Origin of the sequence: Thioalkalivibrio sp. ALE31 (genome assembly GCF_000377405.1) — a bacterium.
Taxonomy (GTDB): Bacteria; Pseudomonadota; Gammaproteobacteria; order Ectothiorhodospirales; family Ectothiorhodospiraceae; genus Thioalkalivibrio.
In genome coordinates, this window is record NZ_KB905022.1 from 167,997 (window position 1) to 185,134 (window position 17,138).

Consider the following 17,138-nt stretch of genomic DNA (forward strand, 5'->3'; position numbering starts at 1 on the left):
GCCCCGCCAGGGCCTTCCTGCGCCGGACCTTTCCTAAGCCTTCGCGCACCCATGCAGCGGGTGGGTGCCAGGAACCTGTGACCTTCCGGTGAGTCCACCACAGACATGGACGCAAAGGAGGTATCGGGATGAGCCAGACAATACTGATGGTCGTCACCAGCCACGGCGAGATCGGCCCGGGCCAGGCGACCGGCGTGTGGTTCGACGAGTTCGCCGAGCCCTATGATCGCTTTCGCAAGGCCGGTTTCGAGGTCAAGGTGGCGAGCCCGAAGGGCGGGCCGGTGCCGCTGGATCCGAAGAGCCTGGAGGCCAGCCATCCGGGGGCGGCCGCCGTGGCCGCCCAAGAGGCCCTGGACGATACGATCGCGCTTGATGAGGATATGCATCACGGGGCCTATGCCGCGATCTTCTTCCCCGGCGGGCACGGGACCATGTTCGATCTGCCGGACAACCCGCATGTGCAGCGCCTGGTCGCGGAGTTCCTGGAGAAAGACAAGGTCGTGGGTGCGGTCTGCCACGGCCCGGCCTGCCTGGTCGGCGCGATGCTGGCCGACGGGAGCTCGGCGGTGAAGGGGCGCAAGGTGGCTGCCTTTACCAATAGCGAGGAGAAGGCGGTGCAGCTGGACAGCGCGATGCCGTTCCTGCTGCAGGACAAGCTCCAGGAGCTGGGTGGCGAGGTCGAGACCGCCGATGACTGGGCGGATCACGTGGTGGTCGACGGTAAGCTGGTGACGGGCCAGAACCCGCAGTCCAGCAAGAGTGTGGCCGACGCGATCGTACGCCTGCTGCGCGAGGCGGGCTGAGCGCCCGCCAATGGGGCCGGGGCCAGGTCCCCGGCCTTTATTGGGCCGATTTGTGAATCCGGTTCAAAAATCGGCTTGGGTTCGATATGCTGCCCGCCATGAGCACCGAGGATCGCAGAAGGCGCGAGCGCGAGGCGCGCGAGGCGCTGTTTATCGAACGGGCCCACGAACGGATCCGCGAGGACGGGCTGCTGGGCCTGCAGATGTCGAAGCTGGCGGCGGATTGCGAGTACGCCACCGGGACCCTGTACCAGCACTTCGAGTCCCGCGAGGACCTGCTGGCGGCGGTGGCGGCGCGCACGACCCGCGAGCGGGCGGGGCGATTCCGGGCCATCCCGGAGCTGGCTCTGGGCACGCGGTCGCGGATGCTGGCGATCGTGCTGACCGACATCGACTTCGCCGCGCAGAATCCGGACTACTACCGGCTCACCCAGTACCTGGTGACCGAGGTGGTGTGGGCGAATGTCTCGGTGCCCCGGCGCGAGGCGTTGCTGGAGGCGGGGCGTCCGATCAGCGAGGCGGTCCACGCGGTGGTGGCCGAGGCCCGCGAGCGCGGCGACCTGCCGCCGGCGCGGGAGATCTCCGAGGAGGAGATGGGGCTGGGGCCCTGGGCGCTGAACGTGGGGATGCAGAGCCTGGCGAATGCGCAAGGGCTGCTGGATGCCTATGACATCCATCGGCCCTATGACCACCTGATCCGCCATTTCCACGCCCTGATGACCGGCTGGCGCTGGGAGCCGCGACTGGATCCGGACGAGCCCGCGGTGGTGCGTGCCGAGACCGACCGTGTGCGGGCGGCGCTTCGCGCGGCCGGGATCGGCGAGCAGTAGGTCGATGACGGTTTGAACGCGGCGGACTGACCCGACCGCGCATATTCATGATGCCGGCGGGGATTGACCCGCCGGCCCGGGAGACTTCGATGAAGCGTTTCATCCTGATGCTGGCGGCGGTCGCCGTCGTGCTGGGCGGTATCTTCGGCTTCAAGGCCTTCGTGGATCAGCAGATCGCGGACTACTTCGAGGATATGCCGGAGCCGGTGGTCACGATCAACGCCGCCGAGGTCGTGACCGATACCTGGACCCCTCGGGTGCGCGCGATCGGCAGCCTGGAGGCGGTCCAGGGCGCGACCCTGAGCTTCGAGGCGCAGGGTATCGTGCAGGCCATCCATTTCGAGAATGGTGCCCGCGTCGAGGCTGGCGATTCCCTGGTGGACCTGGACACCACCCTGGACGAGGCCGAGCTGGAGAACCTGCGCGCGGCCGAGCGCCTGGCGCAGCGTGAGCTGCAACGGGCGCGCGGGCTGATCGAGCGCAACGATATCTCCGACTCGGAGTTCCAGCGGCGGGTGGCGGAGGCCGAGCAGGCCGCGGCCTCGGTGAAGGCCCAGGAGGCCCGCATTCGCCAGAAGAGCCTGCGCGCGCCCTTTGCCGGGGAGCTGGGCATACGCGAGGTGAACGTCGGCCAGTTCGTGGGTCCCGGCGAACCGATCGTGGTCCTGGAGGCCCTGCAGCCGCTGTACGTGAATTTCACCCTGCCCGAGCGGCGTCTGGGCGAGGTCGCCCTGGGGCAGCAGGTCGAGGTGGAGGTGGATGCCTTCGGTGATGCCTTCACCGGCGAGGTGACGGCCATCGAGCCGCGGGTTCGCGCGGCCTCGCGCATGTTCCGCGTGCAGGCCGTACTCGCGAACGAGGAGGGGCGTCTGCGTTCCGGCCAGTTCGCCCGCGTCACGCTGGATCGCGGCGAGGCGGAGGAGGCCGTGGTGGCGCCGCAGACCGCGATCCGCTTCGCCCCCTGGGGACAGTCGGTGTTCGTGATCGAGGAGGATGACGAGGGCCAGCTGCGGGTGGAGCAGCGTCTGATCGAGACCGGCGAGCGCCGGGGTGACCTGGTGCGCGTGCTGGACGGACTGGAGCCGGGCGAGCGCATTGCCGCCAGCGGGCTGCTGAAGCTGCAGAACGACACGCCGGTGGAGATCACCGAGGACGCCCAGCCCGACGCCGAGCGCGATCCGCGCCCGGCGAATCGCTGAGCGGGGCCCGGCCATGCGCTTTACCGACATCTTTATCCAGAAGCCGGTGCTGGCCACGGTGGTCAGCCTGTTCATCCTGCTGTTCGGGGTGCGCGCGGTATTCGATCTGAACGTGCGCCAGTTCCCCGAGGTGCAGAACGCGGTGGTGACCATCAGCACCGCGTACATCGGCGCCGATGCCGATCTGGTGCAGGGGTTTATCACCACGCCGATGGAGCGCGAGGTGGCCGAGGCCGAGGGGATCGACTATCTGGTCTCCACCAGCCGCGCCGGCATCAGTATCGTCGAGGCCCACCTGGAGCTGGACTACGACCCCAACGAGGCGCTCACCCAGATCTCGGCGCAGGTCGACAAGATCCGCAGCGATTTGCCGGCCGAGGCCGAGGACCCTGTCGTGGATCTCTCGGTCGGGCAGGACGTGGCGGCGATGTACATGTCGTTCTACTCCGAACGGCTATCGAACAACCAGACCACGGACTACCTGATCCGCGAGGTGCAGCCGGAGCTGGCCACGGTCAACGGGGTGCAGCGCGCCGAGATCCTGGGCGCCCAGAGCTTCGCCATGCGTGCCTGGCTGGATGCCGACCGTATGGCCTCGTTCGGCGTAACCGGGCGCGACGTGCGCGAGGCCCTGGAGCGCAACAACGTACTCTCCGCCGTGGGGCAGACCCGCGGCTCGATGGTCGGGCTGGACCTGACCGCGGACACCGACCTGCAGCGCCCGGAGGAGTTCGAGCAGCTGATCCTGTTCGAGACCGACGGCGACCTGGTCCGTCTGGGCGATGTCGCCGAGGTCGAGCTGGGCTCGGAGAGCTACGACACCTCGGTGCGTTTCAATGGCCAGGCGGCGACCTTCGTGGGCATCGAGCTGGCGCCGGACGCGAACGCGCTGGACGTGATCGCCGAGGTGCGTGACGTCTTCGACGAGCGCATCCTGCCGCGGCTGCCGTCGGGGCTGGAAGGCGAGATCGTCTACGACTCGACCGACTACATCCAGAGCGCGATCGACGAGGTGCTGCTCACTATCGGGCTCGCCCTGGCCATCGTCCTGGTGGTGATCTACCTGTTCCTCGGCTCGCTGCGCAGTGTGCTGATTCCCGCGGTGGCGGTGCCGCTGTCCCTGGTGGGCACCTTCATGCTGATGCTGCTGATGGGGTTCTCGCTGAACCTGCTGACGCTGCTGGCGATGGTGCTGGCGATCGGCATCGTGGTGGATGACGCGATCATCATGCTGGAGAACATCTCGCGGCATATCGAGGAGGGGATGTCGCGCATGGATGCGGCGATCCAGGGCGCCCGCGAGCTGGCCTGGCCGATTGTCGCGATGTCGACCACGCTGGTGGCCGTGTTCCTGCCCCTGGGCTTCATTGGCGGGCTGACCGGGACCCTGTTCATCGAGTTCGCCTTCACCCTGGCGGCGACCGTGGTCATCTCCGGGATCGTCGCGATCACGCTGTCGCCCATGATGTGCTCCAAGATCCTGCGCGATGGGGCCGTGGAGAGGCGCGGGCGCATCGAGAGCTGGCTGGATGCGCGCTTCGAGTCCCTGCAGGGCCGCTATCGCCGGCGCCTGCACGGGGCGCTGAACGACCGCTTCACCATTGCGGTGTTCGGGGCCATCGTGCTGGTGTCCTGCTACTTCCTGTTCGTGACCTCGCAGAGCGAGCTGGAGCCGCCGGAGGACCAGGGCTTCGCGTTCTCCATCATGGAGGGCGATGCCTACATGGGCCTGGACTGGCTGGAGCGCAACACCGCGCTGACCGATCGCTTCTTTGACGAGATCCCCGAACTCGAGAACATCTTCATCGTGAACGGGTTCGGTGGGGGTCCGGGCATCGCCGGTGCCAGCAACCAGGCCCTGGGCGGCTTCGTGCTCGCGCCCTGGGATCAGCGCGAGCGGGATACCGAGACCATCCTCGAGGAAGAGCTGCAGCCGCGTCTGGACCGGATCCCGGCGCTGGAGGTGTTCGCCATCCAGCCGCCGCAGTTGCCCACCCCGGGCGATGGCGCGCCGGTGAGCGTCGTGCTCGGGTCGACTGGTTCGTTCGAGGAGCTGGAGCAGTTTGCCGACGAGATCGTGGGTCGGGCGATGGAGACCGGGCGCTTCATCTTCATGGATACCGATCTCGACTTCGACCAGCCCCAGGTGGACCTGAAGATCGACCGCGAGCGCGCCGCGCAGCTGGGCATCGACATGGCCACGCTGAATGCCGATCTCGCGACCATGCTGTCCGGAGGCTTTGCCGGGCGCTTCGCGATGGAGAACCGCAGTTACCGCGTGATCCCGCAGGTGCAGCGCAGCGAGCGCCTGAACCCGGAGCAGCTGGAGGAGTTGTTCACCCGCACCCGCGATGGCGAGCCGATCCCGCTGTCCAGCATCGTGACGCTGGAGGAGACGGTGACCCCGCGCTCGCTGAAGCGCTTCCAGCAGCTCAACGCCGTGACGCTGTCCGGCGTCCCGCGCCCGGGGGTGACCCTGGGTGAGGCGCTGGACATCATCGACGAGATCGCCGCGGAGGTCCTGCCGCCGGACGTCAGTGTCGACTACGCCGGCCAGTCGCGGCAGCTGAAGGCCGAGGGCGGGGACCTCGTGGTCACCTTCTTCTTTGCCCTGCTGGTCATCTTCCTGGTCCTGGCGGCGCAGTTCGAGTCGTTCCGCGACCCGCTGATCATCCTGACCACGGTGCCGATGTCGATCGCGGGGGCGTTGATCTTCATCAGCCTCGGGGTGACCTCGCTGAACATCTATACCCAGGTCGGCCTGCTGACGCTGATCGGACTGATCGCCAAGCACGGCATCCTGATCGTGGAGTTCGCCAACCAGCTGCAGCGTCAGGGGCGCAGCCTGCGCCAGGCCATCGAGGAGGCCGCGTCCCTGCGTCTGCGCCCAATCCTGATGACCACCACGGCGACGGTGGTAGCTATGGTGCCGCTGCTGATGGCCGCCGGGGCTGGCGCCGGCTCGCGTTTCGCCATGGGGCTGGTGATCGCCAGCGGCATGGCGATTGGCACGCTGTTCACCCTGTTTGTGGTGCCGGCCATCTACCTCTACCTGGCCCGTGATCACCAGGCGGCCAGCGGCGCCGAGCCCGCTGCGGACGCCGCTTCCTGAAGCCGTCCGCCCCGACCCGGGCGTCGGGGTCCGGGCGGTCGGTGAAGCCGTCTGTGCAATCCGTCGCGACAAAGGCATGCACGGACTACGGTCTTGGACTACAATCGCAAACCGCATTGCGGCGCGAGCGACGGATTGAGGTCTGGCCGCGCCGCTGCGAACCGAACCCCCGCCGGTCAGCGGCCCTCCCGCTGCCCGGCTTTTATATAAACGATAGTCTATTGGTCGTATCTAGATTATTTATTTGTTATTAGTGATTGCCCTCCCTAATCTAGTCGACCGTCACGATTAACCAACGCGTAGGAGAAAGCCACATGGCCGCCAAGAAGTACTCCGCGGGTGTCAAGGATTACCGCGAAACATACTGGATGCCGGAATACATGCCGCTGGATACCGATCTGCTGGCATGTTTCAAGATCACCCCGCAGCCGGGCATCGACCGCGAAGAAGCGGCAGCCGCTGTGGCGGCCGAGTCGTCCACCGGTACCTGGACCACGGTGTGGACCGACCTCCTGACCGACATGGATTACTACAAGGGTCGGGCGTACATGATCGAGGACGTCCCGGGTGACGACGAGTCCTTCTACGCGTTCATCGCCTACCCGATCGACCTCTTCGAAGAAGGCTCGATGGTGAACGTGTTCACCTCGCTGGTCGGCAACGTGTTCGGCTTCAAGGCCATTCGTGCCCTGCGCCTGGAAGACGTGCGCTTCCCGATGGCCTACGTGAAGACCTGTGGTGGTCCGCCTTCCGGTATCCAGGTCGAGCGCGACAAGATGAACAAGTACGGTCGTCCGCTGCTGGGCTGCACCATCAAGCCGAAGCTGGGTCTGTCCGCGAAGAACTACGGCCGTGCCGTGTACGAGTGCCTGCGTGGCGGCCTCGACTTCACCAAGGACGACGAGAACATCAACTCGCAGCCGTTCATGCGCTGGCGTGATCGTTTCGAGTTCGTGCAGGAAGCGACCGAAAAGGCCGAAGCCGAAACCGGCGAGCGCAAGGGTCACTACCTGAACGTCACCGCGCCGACCCCGGAAGAGATGTACAAGCGTGCCGAGTTCGCCAAGGAGATTGGCGCGCCGATCATCATGCACGACTACATCACCGGCGGCTTCTGCGCCAACACCGGCCTGGCCAACTGGTGCCGCGACAACGGCATGCTGCTGCACATCCACCGTGCCATGCACGCGGTGCTCGACCGCCATCCCAAGCACGGTATCCACTTCCGTGTGCTGGCCAAGATCCTGCGTCTGTCCGGTGGTGACCACCTGCACACCGGTACCGTGGTCGGCAAGCTGGAAGGTGACCGCGCCGCGACTCTGGGCTGGATCGACCTGCTGCGCGAATCCTTCGTGCCGGAAGACCGCTCGCGCGGCATCTTCTTCGATCAGGACTGGGGCTCCATGCCGGGCGTGTTCGCCGTGGCCTCCGGTGGTATCCACGTCTGGCACATGCCGGCCCTGGTCTCCATCTTCGGCGACGACTCCGTGCTGCAGTTCGGTGGCGGTACGCTGGGTCACCCGTGGGGCAACGCCCCGGGTGCGACGGCCAACCGCGTTGCGCTGGAAGCCTGTGTGCAGGCGCGTAACGAAGGTCGCGAGATCGAAAAGGAAGGCAAGGAGATCCTCACCCAGGCCGCCCAGCACAGCCCCGAGCTGAAGGTGGCGATGGAAACCTGGAAGGAGATCAAGTTCGAGTTCGATACCGTCGACAAGCTGGATACCCAGCACAAGTGATCGCCCGAGTGCGGGCGGCCTGACGGGTCGCCCGCACCCTGACAGAACAAGAGCATAGGATTACCGACATGTCCGATATTCAGAACTTCAAGCCGGTACAGAAGTACGAGACCTTCTCCTACCTGCCCGAGATGAACGCCGATCAGGTGCGCAAGCAGATTGAATACTGCCTCGCCCAGGGCTGGAACCCGGCGGTGGAATATTCCGAGAAGGAAAACGCCATGTCCCATTACTGGTACATGTGGAAACTGCCGTTTTTCGGCGAACAGTCCGTGGAAGCGGTCCTTCAGGAAATCGAAGAATGCCGCCGCTCCAACCCGGGCATGATGGTTCGCTTCATCGCCTACGATAACTACGCCCAGAGTCAGGGCATGGCCTTCGTGGTCGACCGCGGTCGTTAAGAGAGGCCCCGGTGCCTGCCGGGCCCGGTTGCGGGCCCGGCAGTTCAGTTCAGCGTTATTTACCGTTGCTGCCGCCAACTGTAAGGAAGTGCCATGAGTAATCCGACATCTGCGTCTGAAGGTCTCTCGGGGCGCGAACGTGCCCTGGAACGGCGCAAGGCCATGTCTCGTAATGGCAAGGCTGCCGTGAAGTCGACCGGCCAAAACAAGGGGAACAGCCGTTCCGCCGCGGCTGCGCAACAGGCGCGCCAGGCGAAAGCGGAACCCGCCCCGGCACCCCAGGCGCGGGAGCCGGAGACGCACTCCAGCGAATCGTCGTCGCCGGTCTCCTTCGAGACCCGCGACACCACCCCCGAGCGCCGCCCCGAGCCGGGCGCGCACGCGGGTGCCTCCAACGGCCGCCAGGCCGCCCTCGAGCGCCGCCAGAAGATGGCGCGCCAGGGCAAGAAGGCCGTAGGCCGCACCAACACGCGAGCGCAGGTATCCGGCGGCATGGCCCGCGCCGGCGCCGAGCGTTCGCGCCAGCTCGACGCACTGGCCCAGTCGCAGAACGTCGAGGTCGACTGCTCGAACATGAGCGGTCGCGAGATTTGCCGCCTGCGCCGCCAGGCCCTGTCGACCGACGGCAAGAAGGCCGTGGCGCCGGAGCCCCGGCGGGAAGACCGCATCAAGGGCACCGAGCCGACCGCGTCCGAGCGCAGCGATGCGAAGAAAGACTGCGGCTGCGGTTGCAAGGGCGAGAAGTCCGGGCGTGAAGAGGCCCGCGACACGGCCCCGTCCCAGGAGAACGCCGTGGTCGAGAGCGGTCTCGATCAGCTGTGCGACAAGGTCGAGTCCGGAGGCGAGGCCGCCGGTCCGCACCCGATGATCTCCGAGGTCCGTGCGATCTGCATGGCCCGCCGCGATGCCATGGCGCAGAACGGCAAACAGGCCCTGCGCCGCCGCTTCAAGAGTGGCCAGGCCCGTGGCGCGCTGCCGCAGGAAGGTGCCTGGAAGGCCGCCAAGCGCAAGGGTATGTCCACGCGCGAAGTGGCGCGCCAGCGGCGCGAGGAACTCTGCAAGCTGGGGCGTGGCTCCTCCGAGCCGGGCCGCCCCTGCGGACGTCCGCGTCCGGCGGAGGGCGACGCGCCCCCGAAGGTCGAGGAAGGCACCACGCTGGCCGGCAGCCACGTGAGCGGCACCCAGGTGGAGCGTACCTCCCATGTGACCGGCACCGAGGCGGGCAGCTGCTCGTCGATCACCGGCACCGAGTACCTGGGCCTGGAGCACTACGAGCGCTACTGCGGCGTGCGCCCGGCGGGCAATCCGCCCAAGGTCGGCACCTCGCATACCTCCCATGGCCAATCCGTGAGTGGGACCGAGGTCGGGCGTTCGACCCGCGTAACGGGTGACGAGCGGGGTTCCTGCGAGACGATCACCGGTACCGAATACCTCAGTACCGAGCAGTACGAAGGCTTCTGCGGCACCCGGCCGCAGGCGGGTCCGGCGCGCACCAGCGTGATGCTGACGCGGCATGGTGAAGGCGTGTCGGGGACGTCGGTCGGACGCAGCCCCAAGGTGACCGGCGACGAATCCGGGTCCTGCCGTGACGTGACCGGTACCGAGTACCTGAACACCGCCGCCAGCGAGGTGCCCTGCAATACGGGAAAGCCGAACGGAGCGCCGATGAAGGTCGGCGTCATGCATACCCTTCGCGGTCGTGAACTGACCGGTACCGAAGTCGGGCGCTCCGTCCACGTCACGGGTGACGAGTACGGCAGCTGCAAGCCGGTCACCGGAACCGAATATCTTGGCACCGAGCAGTTCCAGGGCTTTTGTGGCACCCGCCCGGAGCCGACACCGGCGAAGGTGCAGGAGTCGCATACCATGGAAGATCAGAGCGTGACTGGCGTGGCCGTGGGCCGCAGCCCCAAGGTCACCGGCGACGAGAGCGGCTCCTGCGCTGCGCTGACCGGTACGCCGTACTACAACAAGTCCGATTTCGGGGATCTTTGTGATCGTCCCGGGGCCGGTGGTGTGCCCAAGGTCGGCGTGATGCATACCCTGCGCGGTCGCGAGGTGTCCGGTACCCAGGTGGATCATTCCATCCACGTCACCGGTGACGAGTACGGCGGCTGCAAGCCGATCACCGGCACCGAGTACGCCGGCTCCGAACATTATGACGCCTTCTGCGGCGGCCAGCGTCCGGATGCGGCGCCGGAAAAGGTGACGGTCGGCCGTACCTGGAACCAGCAGTCGGTGTCCGGGACGGCGGTGGGTCGTTCCGCCCGGGTGACGGGTGACGAATACGGTGCTTGCAAGCCGGTGAGCGGCACGGCCTACATCGGTCCCGACCAGTACGACCAGTTCTGCGCGCCGCAGGACGGGCAGGTCGCCGAGACCCGCGTGGCGGAGCGTCATTCGACGCCGGCCCATCCGGTCTCCGGCAGCCAGCCGGGTTACGACGAACGCGTGACCGGTACCGAGCGCGGTGCCTGTCAGGATGTCTCGGGGGCCCCGTATGTGGGTGCCAACGAGTTTGCCCAGACCTGCGCCAGCGCGGCCGGCAGTCTGCATCCACGTCTGCGCCCGGAAGGGATGCAGGCTGCGGCTCCGGCTCAGCCGGCACCGCAGGCGGCGGAGCGTCCGATGCCGAACGCCGGGTTCAGCGTGGCGACGCCCGCCCGGTCGGCAGCGGAACGCCGCGAGCGCGTTACCGGCACTGCCTATGGCACGAGCGGGCGCCTGACCGGTTCGATCAACAAGGCCATGGGGCTGGTGTCCGGTACCGAGGAGTTCCGCTACAACGGCGGCCAGCAGGCCGTCGCGGCGGCCCCGGTCGAGGAAGGCCAGAAGGTCGGTGCCGACCGAGTGACCGTGAACGGCAGCAGCAATGGAGTCTCCATTACCGGCGATGACTGGCAGCGCGGCGACCGGGTGACCGGCACCGAGGGCTTTTCCACGCGCCGTAACGCGACCCAGAAGGGCAATCCGCGCGGCGAAGGCCGCAGTGCCTACGTGAATCGCGAACTCGAACGCAAGGACGTGCCGCCGAGCAAGATCACGGGTTCCTCCGGGAACAGCGACGCCGGTTCCCTGGTGACGCTGTCCGGCGGGGCGCGCGGCTAAGGCCGGGCGAGGGCACAGGACGCCATGGTGCGAGGTCGTCGCAAGAACAGCAGCCCGGGCTCGCGGTTCGCGAAGTCCCGGGCGGTGGCTGCGCGCGCGGCGGCCCCGGCCCCGGCGGCACCGGTTTCCGCGGTGCCACCGGCGGCCCCTACCGGCTCGTCCGGTATGGAGGCGACCCGGGAGCTGCGGCCGGGCCATCCGCTGGCGGATGTGGCGATGAACGAGCGCCTGCATGCCTTCGAGCGGGGGTTCCGCGAGCGCTTTGCGCAGCTGGTGCCGGTCCTGAAGGAAGTGCACGCGCTGCAACACGAGCGCGACTTCGAGGAACGGGCCCAGGCGATTGTGCAGGAGCAGCTGGGTTACCGCCTGCCGGAGAAGGCGCTGGAAGATGCCTGGATCAACGACCTGGACACGCGGGAGCTGTACCTGCACGGGACGTTCGAACTGTTTGACCAGGTGGTGAACGAGTACTGGGCGGGTCGGGATGACCTGGTCGCGGAGGCGGAAAGCGCGATCGCGTATTTCCTCGACTGCGACTTTCACGAGGTGGACATCTCGCCCTGTTCCGATGGCCGTCTGCTGGGCCTGCGGCGCTTCATCCTGCGCCTTCCGGATCTGGCGGTACGGGTGAAGAGCTATGCCGGCGCGCAGTTCGACATCGAAGAGGATGTGCGCCACTGGACCAAGCGCGAGTTGCTGCGCTTCCGCGAGGGGCGGCCGACGACGGCCGATGTCCCCAGCCGCTATCTGAAGATCGCGGCCTACCACTACAGTGGCGCGGATCCGCTGCATCAGGGTTGCGCGGCGCACGGAAACAGCGAACGCGACGCGGCCGATGGCGCGCTGCACCAGCTGCGCGCGTTTCGCCAGGCGATCGAGAACACCTACTGCTGTGGGGCCTCGGTGGACACGCTGCTGATTGGCGTGGATACGGATACGGATGCAGTGAAGATCCATATCCCAGATGCCGATACGCGCATGAGCCTCTACCGCTTCGTGGACAGCGCCGAGCTGTACCGCGCGACGCAGGGGCTGGACGAACAGACGGCGTCGCTGCGGGTGTACCAGGCGATCCAGGATGCGATCCACCAGCAGGGCTGGGGACGCGGGAACGGGGCCCCGCACGAGGGCATGCTGCGACTGATCTCGCGACTGCTGCTGAACAATATTTCGCAGCTCGACTATGTGGCGCGTTACCACGGGGGGCACTACGCCGACGTGGGCCACCGGGAACGGGTGATCATCGTCGGCCAGGAGATCGAGGAGATGCAGGTGCGGAACTTCGCATACTTCGCGCACCTGGAGACGATGGAAGAGGGCTCCGAAGGTACGGACGTCGGGGTGAACAAGATTTTTCGGAAGTTGAATGTCGAGCGCGGCCTGCCGGTGCCGGTGGTGATTCATTACCGCTATGACCGCAAGGTGCCGGGATCGCGGGAGCGGGTGGAGGCACGCTGCCGTCGCATCCGCGACCAGATCATGGATCGCTATCGCGACCTCGCCGAGAAGGGCCTGATTGGCTGCCACATGGTGATCCGCGACAAGCGTAGCGGAAGCCGTCTGGAACCGCTGGCCGCCTGACGCACACGGGAACGGGAATGAAGATCTGCAAGGTTGAGAAGACGCTGGTTTCGACCAACCGCATCCGCGATCTGGGGCACCGGCCGTTGCTGGTGGTCCAGGAGAAGGCCGGTGGTCCGCGCACCGTCGCGGTGGACGCGGTCGGCTGCGTACCGGGTGACTGGGTGATCGTAGTCGGTAGCTCGGCGGCACGTGAGGCGGCCGGTGACAAGTCCTATCCCAGTGACGCGACGATCGTCGGGATCATCGATTACTGGGAGGAGCAGTAGCTCCATGGAAATCATGCAGGTGCAGGACGAACTGGTGGTGACCCGTCGCGTGGACGGGCTCAAGACCATGTCGCTGCGCGTGCTGGTGGACCAGAAAGGGGCCCTGAACGTGGCGGTGGACACCGTCGGGGCGCATCCGGGCAACTGGGTGTTCACCATCAGTGGCTCGGCCGCGCGCTACGCGCTGGACGACAACAGTATTCAGACCGATCTGACGATCGGCGGCATCATCGACCACTGGGACGATGGTGGAAAGAAGACGGAAGGGTCGAAGGACGAGGCAGGACGAGACCAGACCGATGCACAGCGCTCTGCTGGTTCCCGCAAGGCGGCGTGAGCGTCATTTTTTGAAAAACTGTAACTCCAGGAGAGAAGACAATGGCAACTGAACGTTTTGGTGTGGCGCTGGGCATGATCGAGACCCGTGGTCTGGTGCCGGCGATTGAAGCCGCGGATGCGATGACCAAGGCCTCCGAAGTGCGCCTGATCGGTCGTCAGTTCGTGGGCGGTGGCTACGTGACCGTGCTGGTCCGTGGCGAAACCGGTGCCGTGAACGCCGCCGTGCGCGCCGGTGCGGATTCCTGCGAGCGTGTGGGTGACGGCCTGGTGGCCGCGCACATCATCGCCCGCGTGCATTCCGAAGTGGAAAGCATCCTGCCCGAGCAGGTTGAAAAGTAATTCATCTGTAACGCTTGATAGGAGTTGAGTAATGGCTAGCGAAAACTTTGGTGTGGCCCTCGGCATGATCGAGACCCGTGGTCTGGTGCCGGCGATCGAAGCCGCCGACGCGATGACCAAGGCCTCCGAGGTGCGCCTGATTGGTCGTCAGTTCGTGGGCGGTGGTTACGTGACCGTGCTGGTCCGTGGCGAAACCGGCGCCGTGAACGCCGCGGTGCGTGCCGGCGCGGATTCCTGCGAGCGCGTGGGTGACGGCCTGGTGGCCGCGCACATCATTGCTCGCGTCCATTCCGAGGTGGAAAACATCCTCCCGGAAAAGCCGTAACTCGCGGTAGTCGAACGCCGTCGGGTCCCGGTTGGGGGTCCCGGCGGCTTTTTTCAAGAAGAGGTAGATGATGGCTAGCGAAATTTCTGGTGTGGCCCTTGGCATGATCGAGACCCGCGGTCTGGTTCCGGCGATCGAGGCCGCGGATGCGATGACCAAGGCCTCCGAAGTGCGCCTGATCGGTCGTCAGTTTGTCGGCGGTGGCTACGTGACCGTGCTGGTCCGTGGCGAAACCGGTGCCGTGAACGCCGCCGTGCGTGCCGGTGCGGATTCCTGCGAACGCGTGGGTGACGGCCTGGTGGCCGCGCACATCATTGCGCGTGTGCATTCCGAAGTGGAAGGCATCCTGCCGACGGCCCCGACCGCCAGCGGTTCGGCCAGCTGAGGCGACATCCATGTCCGATCCACGGATCGTGGGATACCTGAACCGCGCGGTCGCGCATGAGCTGTCGGCGGTTCAGCAGTACCTGGCCCAGGCGCGGCTGACCGCGATGTGGGGCATGAATGACGTGAGCGACTGCCTGCGTCGAGATGCCCAGGAAGAGCTGGATCATGCGGATCGCTTCATGACCCGCATGTTTCACTACGGGGTTGCCCCGAACGGCAGCCAGCTGGCGCCGGTCCGGCTTGGCCGCTCCATGGCCGAGCTGATGGCCCGCAACCGCGAGCTGGAGATGGAGGCGGTACGGCTGTACGACGAGGCCGCTGTCTACTGCCGGCGCGTAGGCGCGGTGGACGATGCCGCGTTGTTCGAGAGCATCCTTGAGGATGAGCTGGAACACGTGCGCGAGATCGACGCCCAGGGCAGTCCCGCGTGATGCACGCGGACGCGGCAAGACGAGCGGAGTAGGCAATGGCGGATACCGATCTGGTGGTTCCGGCCGGGTGGGAGCCCGGCAAGGGGACCTCGGCGTCCATGAGCAAGCAGTTCACGTTCGAGCGCTACGGCATCACCCGGGAGTTTCTCGACCGCGTGGCCGAGCTGTCCGAACAGGACGGGTATCATCCGAACATAAGCTTCGGAACCACGTACGTGAACATCACGATTGACGCCCGAGACGGCGAGCAACTGGGAGAGGGCGACAAGGCCTTTGCCCTGGAGGTGGATCGCCTGGCCGCTGCCACCACCGGCTGAGCCGGGGGCATACTTGACGGGCCGGGCCGTCCCGGCCCCTTCCGCAGGAGGCTGTTGCGTGGGTTCGAGGGTAATCGCGGTAGTCAATCAGAAGGGCGGTACCGGCAAGACCACCCTGACCATGAATCTGGCGGCCGGGCTGGCGCGCCGGGGTCGCACCCTGGTAGTCGATGCCGACCCGCAGGGCTCGGCCGCACAGTGGGCTCGCATGGCCTCGGATGAACGGCCGTTCCCCGCATCGGTCTTCGCGGTAGCCGGGCCCCTGGATCGGGAGCTGAAAGCGCTGCGCAAGGACTACGAGCACATCGTGGTGGACTGCCCGCCGACCCTGGAGGGCGGTGCGGTCAATGGCGCGCTTGCAGCCTCCGACGAGGTGCTGATCCCCGTGCTGCCGTCTCCGGTCGATTTGTGGGGCAGTGTGCGGATGGGCCGGGGGCTGGAAGAGGCGCGCCTCAAGAACCCCAGCCTGCGCCCGTTTATCGTGGTCAATCAGCTCGAGGTCCGCAGTGCGCTGTCGCGCGCGATGAAGCATGCACTGATGGAGATCGATATCCCCGCCCTGGAGCAGACGCTGCGCCGGCGGGCCATCTATCGGCGCTCGGCGCTCGAGGGCTGTTCCGTCTTTGATCTGGGCAAGCCCGGCGAGGCCGCGGCGGCGGAGATCGAAGCCATCATCGAGGAGGTGTCGCAATGAGCAATCTGCAAGACAAGCTGGCAGCCGGCGTGCGCAGTGCACGCGAGGATCAGGACAAGGACACGAGCCAGGACGCGGCCGGCAAGCCCGACGCTTCGGCCCAGAAGGACACCAGCCAGGAGCCGGCGAGCAGCCAGCCGCGGGCCGCGGCCAGCACCAAGACCGCTGCCACCAAGAAGGCGGCCACCACAACCCGCAAGGCACCGGCGCGCAAGCGCACGACCACGCGGAAGAAGCCGGCCGCCACGCCCAAGTCCGGCGCATCGGCGCAGTCCACGTCCACCAGCCGGAAGTCGGCCGCAGCGAAAAAGCCGGCGGCAAAGAAGACGCCCAAGGCGGACAACACCGGAACCGACCTGCATCCCGAGCGGATCTGGCCCGACTGAGGGGCAGGGTTCCGGCGGCCGGGGCTTGCCCCGGCCTTTCTGATTGAGGAGTCGAAAAGATGCAGGACGAACTACGCGATCACCTGATCACCGAAGAGCCGTACTACCAGCCGACCGCGGACGAGGTGGAGCTGTACGAGGCGGCCTATTCGGTGCGCATGCCCATGATGCTCAAGGGACCGACTGGCTGCGGCAAGACGCGCTTTGTCGAGCACATGGCATGGAAGCTGGGCAAGCCCCTGATCACCGTGGCCTGCAACGAGGACATGACCGCGTCGGATCTGGTGGGGCGCTACCTGCTGGACGCCGACGGAACGCGCTGGCAGGACGGGCCGCTGACCCAGGCGGCACGGCATGGTGCGATCTGCTATCTCGACGAGATTGTCGAGGCGCGTCAGGACACGACCGTGGTCATCCACCCCCTGACGGACAACCGCCGCGTCCTGCCCCTGGAGAAGAAGGGCGAGATGGTGGAGGCGCACCCGGACTTCCAGGTGGTGATCTCCTACAACCCCGGGTACCAGAGCCTGATGAAGGATCTGAAGGAGTCCACCAAGCAGCGCTTCGGCGCGCTGGACTTCAACTACCCCGATCACGAGACCGAGGCGCGCATCGTGGCGCACGAGGGCGGGATCAACGAGGACATGGCCGGGAAACTGGTCAGCGTGGCCGAGCGTGCCCGCAACCTGAAGGGGCACGGTCTGGACGAGGGCATCTCGACCCGCATGCTGGTGTACGCGGCATCGCTGATTGCCAACGGGGTGGCCCCGCTGGCCGCCTGCCGTATGGCGCTGGTGCGCCCGATCACGGATGACCCGGACATGCGCGACGCCCTCGACTCCGCCGTCACGACGTTCTTCTAGACGCCCGCGCGGGATACG

Annotated in this window: 18 protein-coding genes; all 18 read left to right on the top strand. The window is 66.6% G+C overall.

All coding sequences use genetic code 11. The annotated features are described in order from the left end of the window. Positions 1-128: 128 nt before the first annotated feature. Positions 129-803: a type 1 glutamine amidotransferase domain-containing protein gene (locus D103_RS0106620; protein WP_026280289.1), complete on the top strand. Its 675-nt coding sequence runs from the start codon at positions 129-131 to the stop codon at positions 801-803. Between the two features lie 86 nt (positions 804-889). Then, a complete protein-coding gene (locus D103_RS0106625; RefSeq protein WP_018876246.1) occupies positions 890-1,633 on the top strand; it encodes a TetR/AcrR family transcriptional regulator in 744 nt (247 codons plus the stop codon). Between the two features lie 89 nt (positions 1,634-1,722). Continuing rightward, entirely contained in the window at positions 1,723-2,832 is a 1,110-nt protein-coding gene (locus tag D103_RS0106630) for an efflux RND transporter periplasmic adaptor subunit (protein ID WP_018876247.1), read from the top strand. Between the two features lie 13 nt (positions 2,833-2,845). Next, entirely contained in the window at positions 2,846-5,944 is a 3,099-nt protein-coding gene (locus D103_RS0106635; RefSeq protein ID WP_018876248.1) for an efflux RND transporter permease subunit, read from the top strand. A gap of 314 nt (positions 5,945-6,258) precedes the next feature. After that, positions 6,259-7,680, top strand: a complete 1,422-nt coding sequence (locus D103_RS0106640) for a form I ribulose bisphosphate carboxylase large subunit (RefSeq protein WP_018865975.1) — start codon at positions 6,259-6,261, stop codon at positions 7,678-7,680. A gap of 68 nt (positions 7,681-7,748) precedes the next feature. Then, a complete protein-coding gene (locus D103_RS0106645; protein ID WP_018865976.1) occupies positions 7,749-8,081 on the top strand; it encodes a ribulose bisphosphate carboxylase small subunit in 333 nt (110 codons plus the stop codon). A 162-nt stretch (positions 8,082-8,243) separates the two neighbouring features. Next, on the top strand, positions 8,244-11,189 hold the full coding sequence (locus D103_RS0106650) for a CsoS2 family carboxysome shell protein (protein WP_018876249.1): 2,946 nt from the start codon (positions 8,244-8,246) through the stop codon (positions 11,187-11,189). A gap of 24 nt (positions 11,190-11,213) precedes the next feature. Then, complete coding sequence (locus D103_RS0106655) at positions 11,214-12,770, top strand: carboxysome shell carbonic anhydrase (protein ID WP_051074660.1); 1,557 nt, start codon at positions 11,214-11,216, stop codon at positions 12,768-12,770. A gap of 17 nt (positions 12,771-12,787) precedes the next feature. Further along, entirely contained in the window at positions 12,788-13,039 is a 252-nt protein-coding gene (locus D103_RS0106660; RefSeq protein ID WP_017940626.1) for a carboxysome peptide A, read from the top strand. Positions 13,040-13,043: 4 nt separating this feature from the next. After that, positions 13,044-13,376 (top strand): carboxysome peptide B, encoded by a 333-nt coding sequence (locus D103_RS0106665; RefSeq protein ID WP_017940627.1) that lies wholly within the window; start codon positions 13,044-13,046, stop codon positions 13,374-13,376. A gap of 41 nt (positions 13,377-13,417) precedes the next feature. Next, entirely contained in the window at positions 13,418-13,717 is a 300-nt protein-coding gene (locus D103_RS0106670; protein WP_012982275.1) for a BMC domain-containing protein, read from the top strand. Between the two features lie 31 nt (positions 13,718-13,748). Continuing rightward, a complete protein-coding gene (locus tag D103_RS0106675; RefSeq protein ID WP_012982276.1) occupies positions 13,749-14,042 on the top strand; it encodes a BMC domain-containing protein in 294 nt (97 codons plus the stop codon). A 70-nt stretch (positions 14,043-14,112) separates the two neighbouring features. After that, complete coding sequence (locus D103_RS0106680; protein WP_026181393.1) at positions 14,113-14,427, top strand: BMC domain-containing protein; 315 nt, start codon at positions 14,113-14,115, stop codon at positions 14,425-14,427. 10 nt (positions 14,428-14,437) lie between these two features. Beyond that, on the top strand, positions 14,438-14,860 hold the full coding sequence (locus D103_RS0106685; protein ID WP_018865979.1) for a bacterioferritin: 423 nt from the start codon (positions 14,438-14,440) through the stop codon (positions 14,858-14,860). 35 nt (positions 14,861-14,895) lie between these two features. Next, entirely contained in the window at positions 14,896-15,177 is a 282-nt protein-coding gene (locus D103_RS0106690) for a 4a-hydroxytetrahydrobiopterin dehydratase (RefSeq protein ID WP_018865980.1), read from the top strand. 58 nt (positions 15,178-15,235) lie between these two features. Then, positions 15,236-15,871: a ParA family partition ATPase gene (gene parA / locus D103_RS0106695; RefSeq protein ID WP_018865981.1), complete on the top strand. Its 636-nt coding sequence runs from the start codon at positions 15,236-15,238 to the stop codon at positions 15,869-15,871. Continuing rightward, the gene (locus D103_RS0106700; protein WP_018876251.1) at positions 15,868-16,257 is read left to right on the top strand and encodes a hypothetical protein; all 390 of its coding nucleotides are present in this window, start codon (positions 15,868-15,870) and stop codon (positions 16,255-16,257) included. Before parA ends, D103_RS0106700 begins: the two co-directional genes overlap by 4 nt. Before the next feature lie 59 nt (positions 16,258-16,316). Next, positions 16,317-17,120, top strand: a complete 804-nt coding sequence (locus tag D103_RS0106705) for a CbbQ/NirQ/NorQ/GpvN family protein (RefSeq protein WP_018865983.1) — start codon at positions 16,317-16,319, stop codon at positions 17,118-17,120. Positions 17,121-17,138 lie beyond the last annotated feature (18 nt).

Bases quoted from the DNA above. Each gene is read 5' to 3' on its own strand.
- D103_RS0106630 (WP_018876247.1), top strand. From the start codon at position 1,723: ATGAAGCGTTTCATCCTGATGCTGGCGGCGGTCGCCGTCGTGCTGGGC.
- D103_RS0106705 (WP_018865983.1), top strand. From the start codon at position 16,317: ATGCAGGACGAACTACGCGATCACCTGATCACCGAAGAGCCGTACTAC.
- D103_RS0106700 (WP_018876251.1), top strand. From the start codon at position 15,868: ATGAGCAATCTGCAAGACAAGCTGGCAGCCGGCGTGCGCAGTGCACGC.
- D103_RS0106690 (WP_018865980.1), top strand. From the start codon at position 14,896: ATGGCGGATACCGATCTGGTGGTTCCGGCCGGGTGGGAGCCCGGCAAG.
- D103_RS0106665 (WP_017940627.1), top strand. From the start codon at position 13,044: ATGGAAATCATGCAGGTGCAGGACGAACTGGTGGTGACCCGTCGCGTG.
- D103_RS0106655 (WP_051074660.1), top strand. From the start codon at position 11,214: ATGGTGCGAGGTCGTCGCAAGAACAGCAGCCCGGGCTCGCGGTTCGCG.
- D103_RS0106660 (WP_017940626.1), top strand. From the start codon at position 12,788: ATGAAGATCTGCAAGGTTGAGAAGACGCTGGTTTCGACCAACCGCATC.
- D103_RS0106685 (WP_018865979.1), top strand. From the start codon at position 14,438: ATGTCCGATCCACGGATCGTGGGATACCTGAACCGCGCGGTCGCGCAT.
- D103_RS0106640 (WP_018865975.1), top strand. From the start codon at position 6,259: ATGGCCGCCAAGAAGTACTCCGCGGGTGTCAAGGATTACCGCGAAACA.
- D103_RS0106645 (WP_018865976.1), top strand. From the start codon at position 7,749: ATGTCCGATATTCAGAACTTCAAGCCGGTACAGAAGTACGAGACCTTC.
- D103_RS0106675 (WP_012982276.1), top strand. From the start codon at position 13,749: ATGGCTAGCGAAAACTTTGGTGTGGCCCTCGGCATGATCGAGACCCGT.
- D103_RS0106620 (WP_026280289.1), top strand. From the start codon at position 129: ATGAGCCAGACAATACTGATGGTCGTCACCAGCCACGGCGAGATCGGC.
- D103_RS0106670 (WP_012982275.1), top strand. From the start codon at position 13,418: ATGGCAACTGAACGTTTTGGTGTGGCGCTGGGCATGATCGAGACCCGT.
- D103_RS0106625 (WP_018876246.1), top strand. From the start codon at position 890: ATGCTGCCCGCCATGAGCACCGAGGATCGCAGAAGGCGCGAGCGCGAG.
- D103_RS0106680 (WP_026181393.1), top strand. From the start codon at position 14,113: ATGGCTAGCGAAATTTCTGGTGTGGCCCTTGGCATGATCGAGACCCGC.
- D103_RS0106650 (WP_018876249.1), top strand. From the start codon at position 8,244: ATGTCTCGTAATGGCAAGGCTGCCGTGAAGTCGACCGGCCAAAACAAG.
- D103_RS0106635 (WP_018876248.1), top strand. From the start codon at position 2,846: ATGCGCTTTACCGACATCTTTATCCAGAAGCCGGTGCTGGCCACGGTG.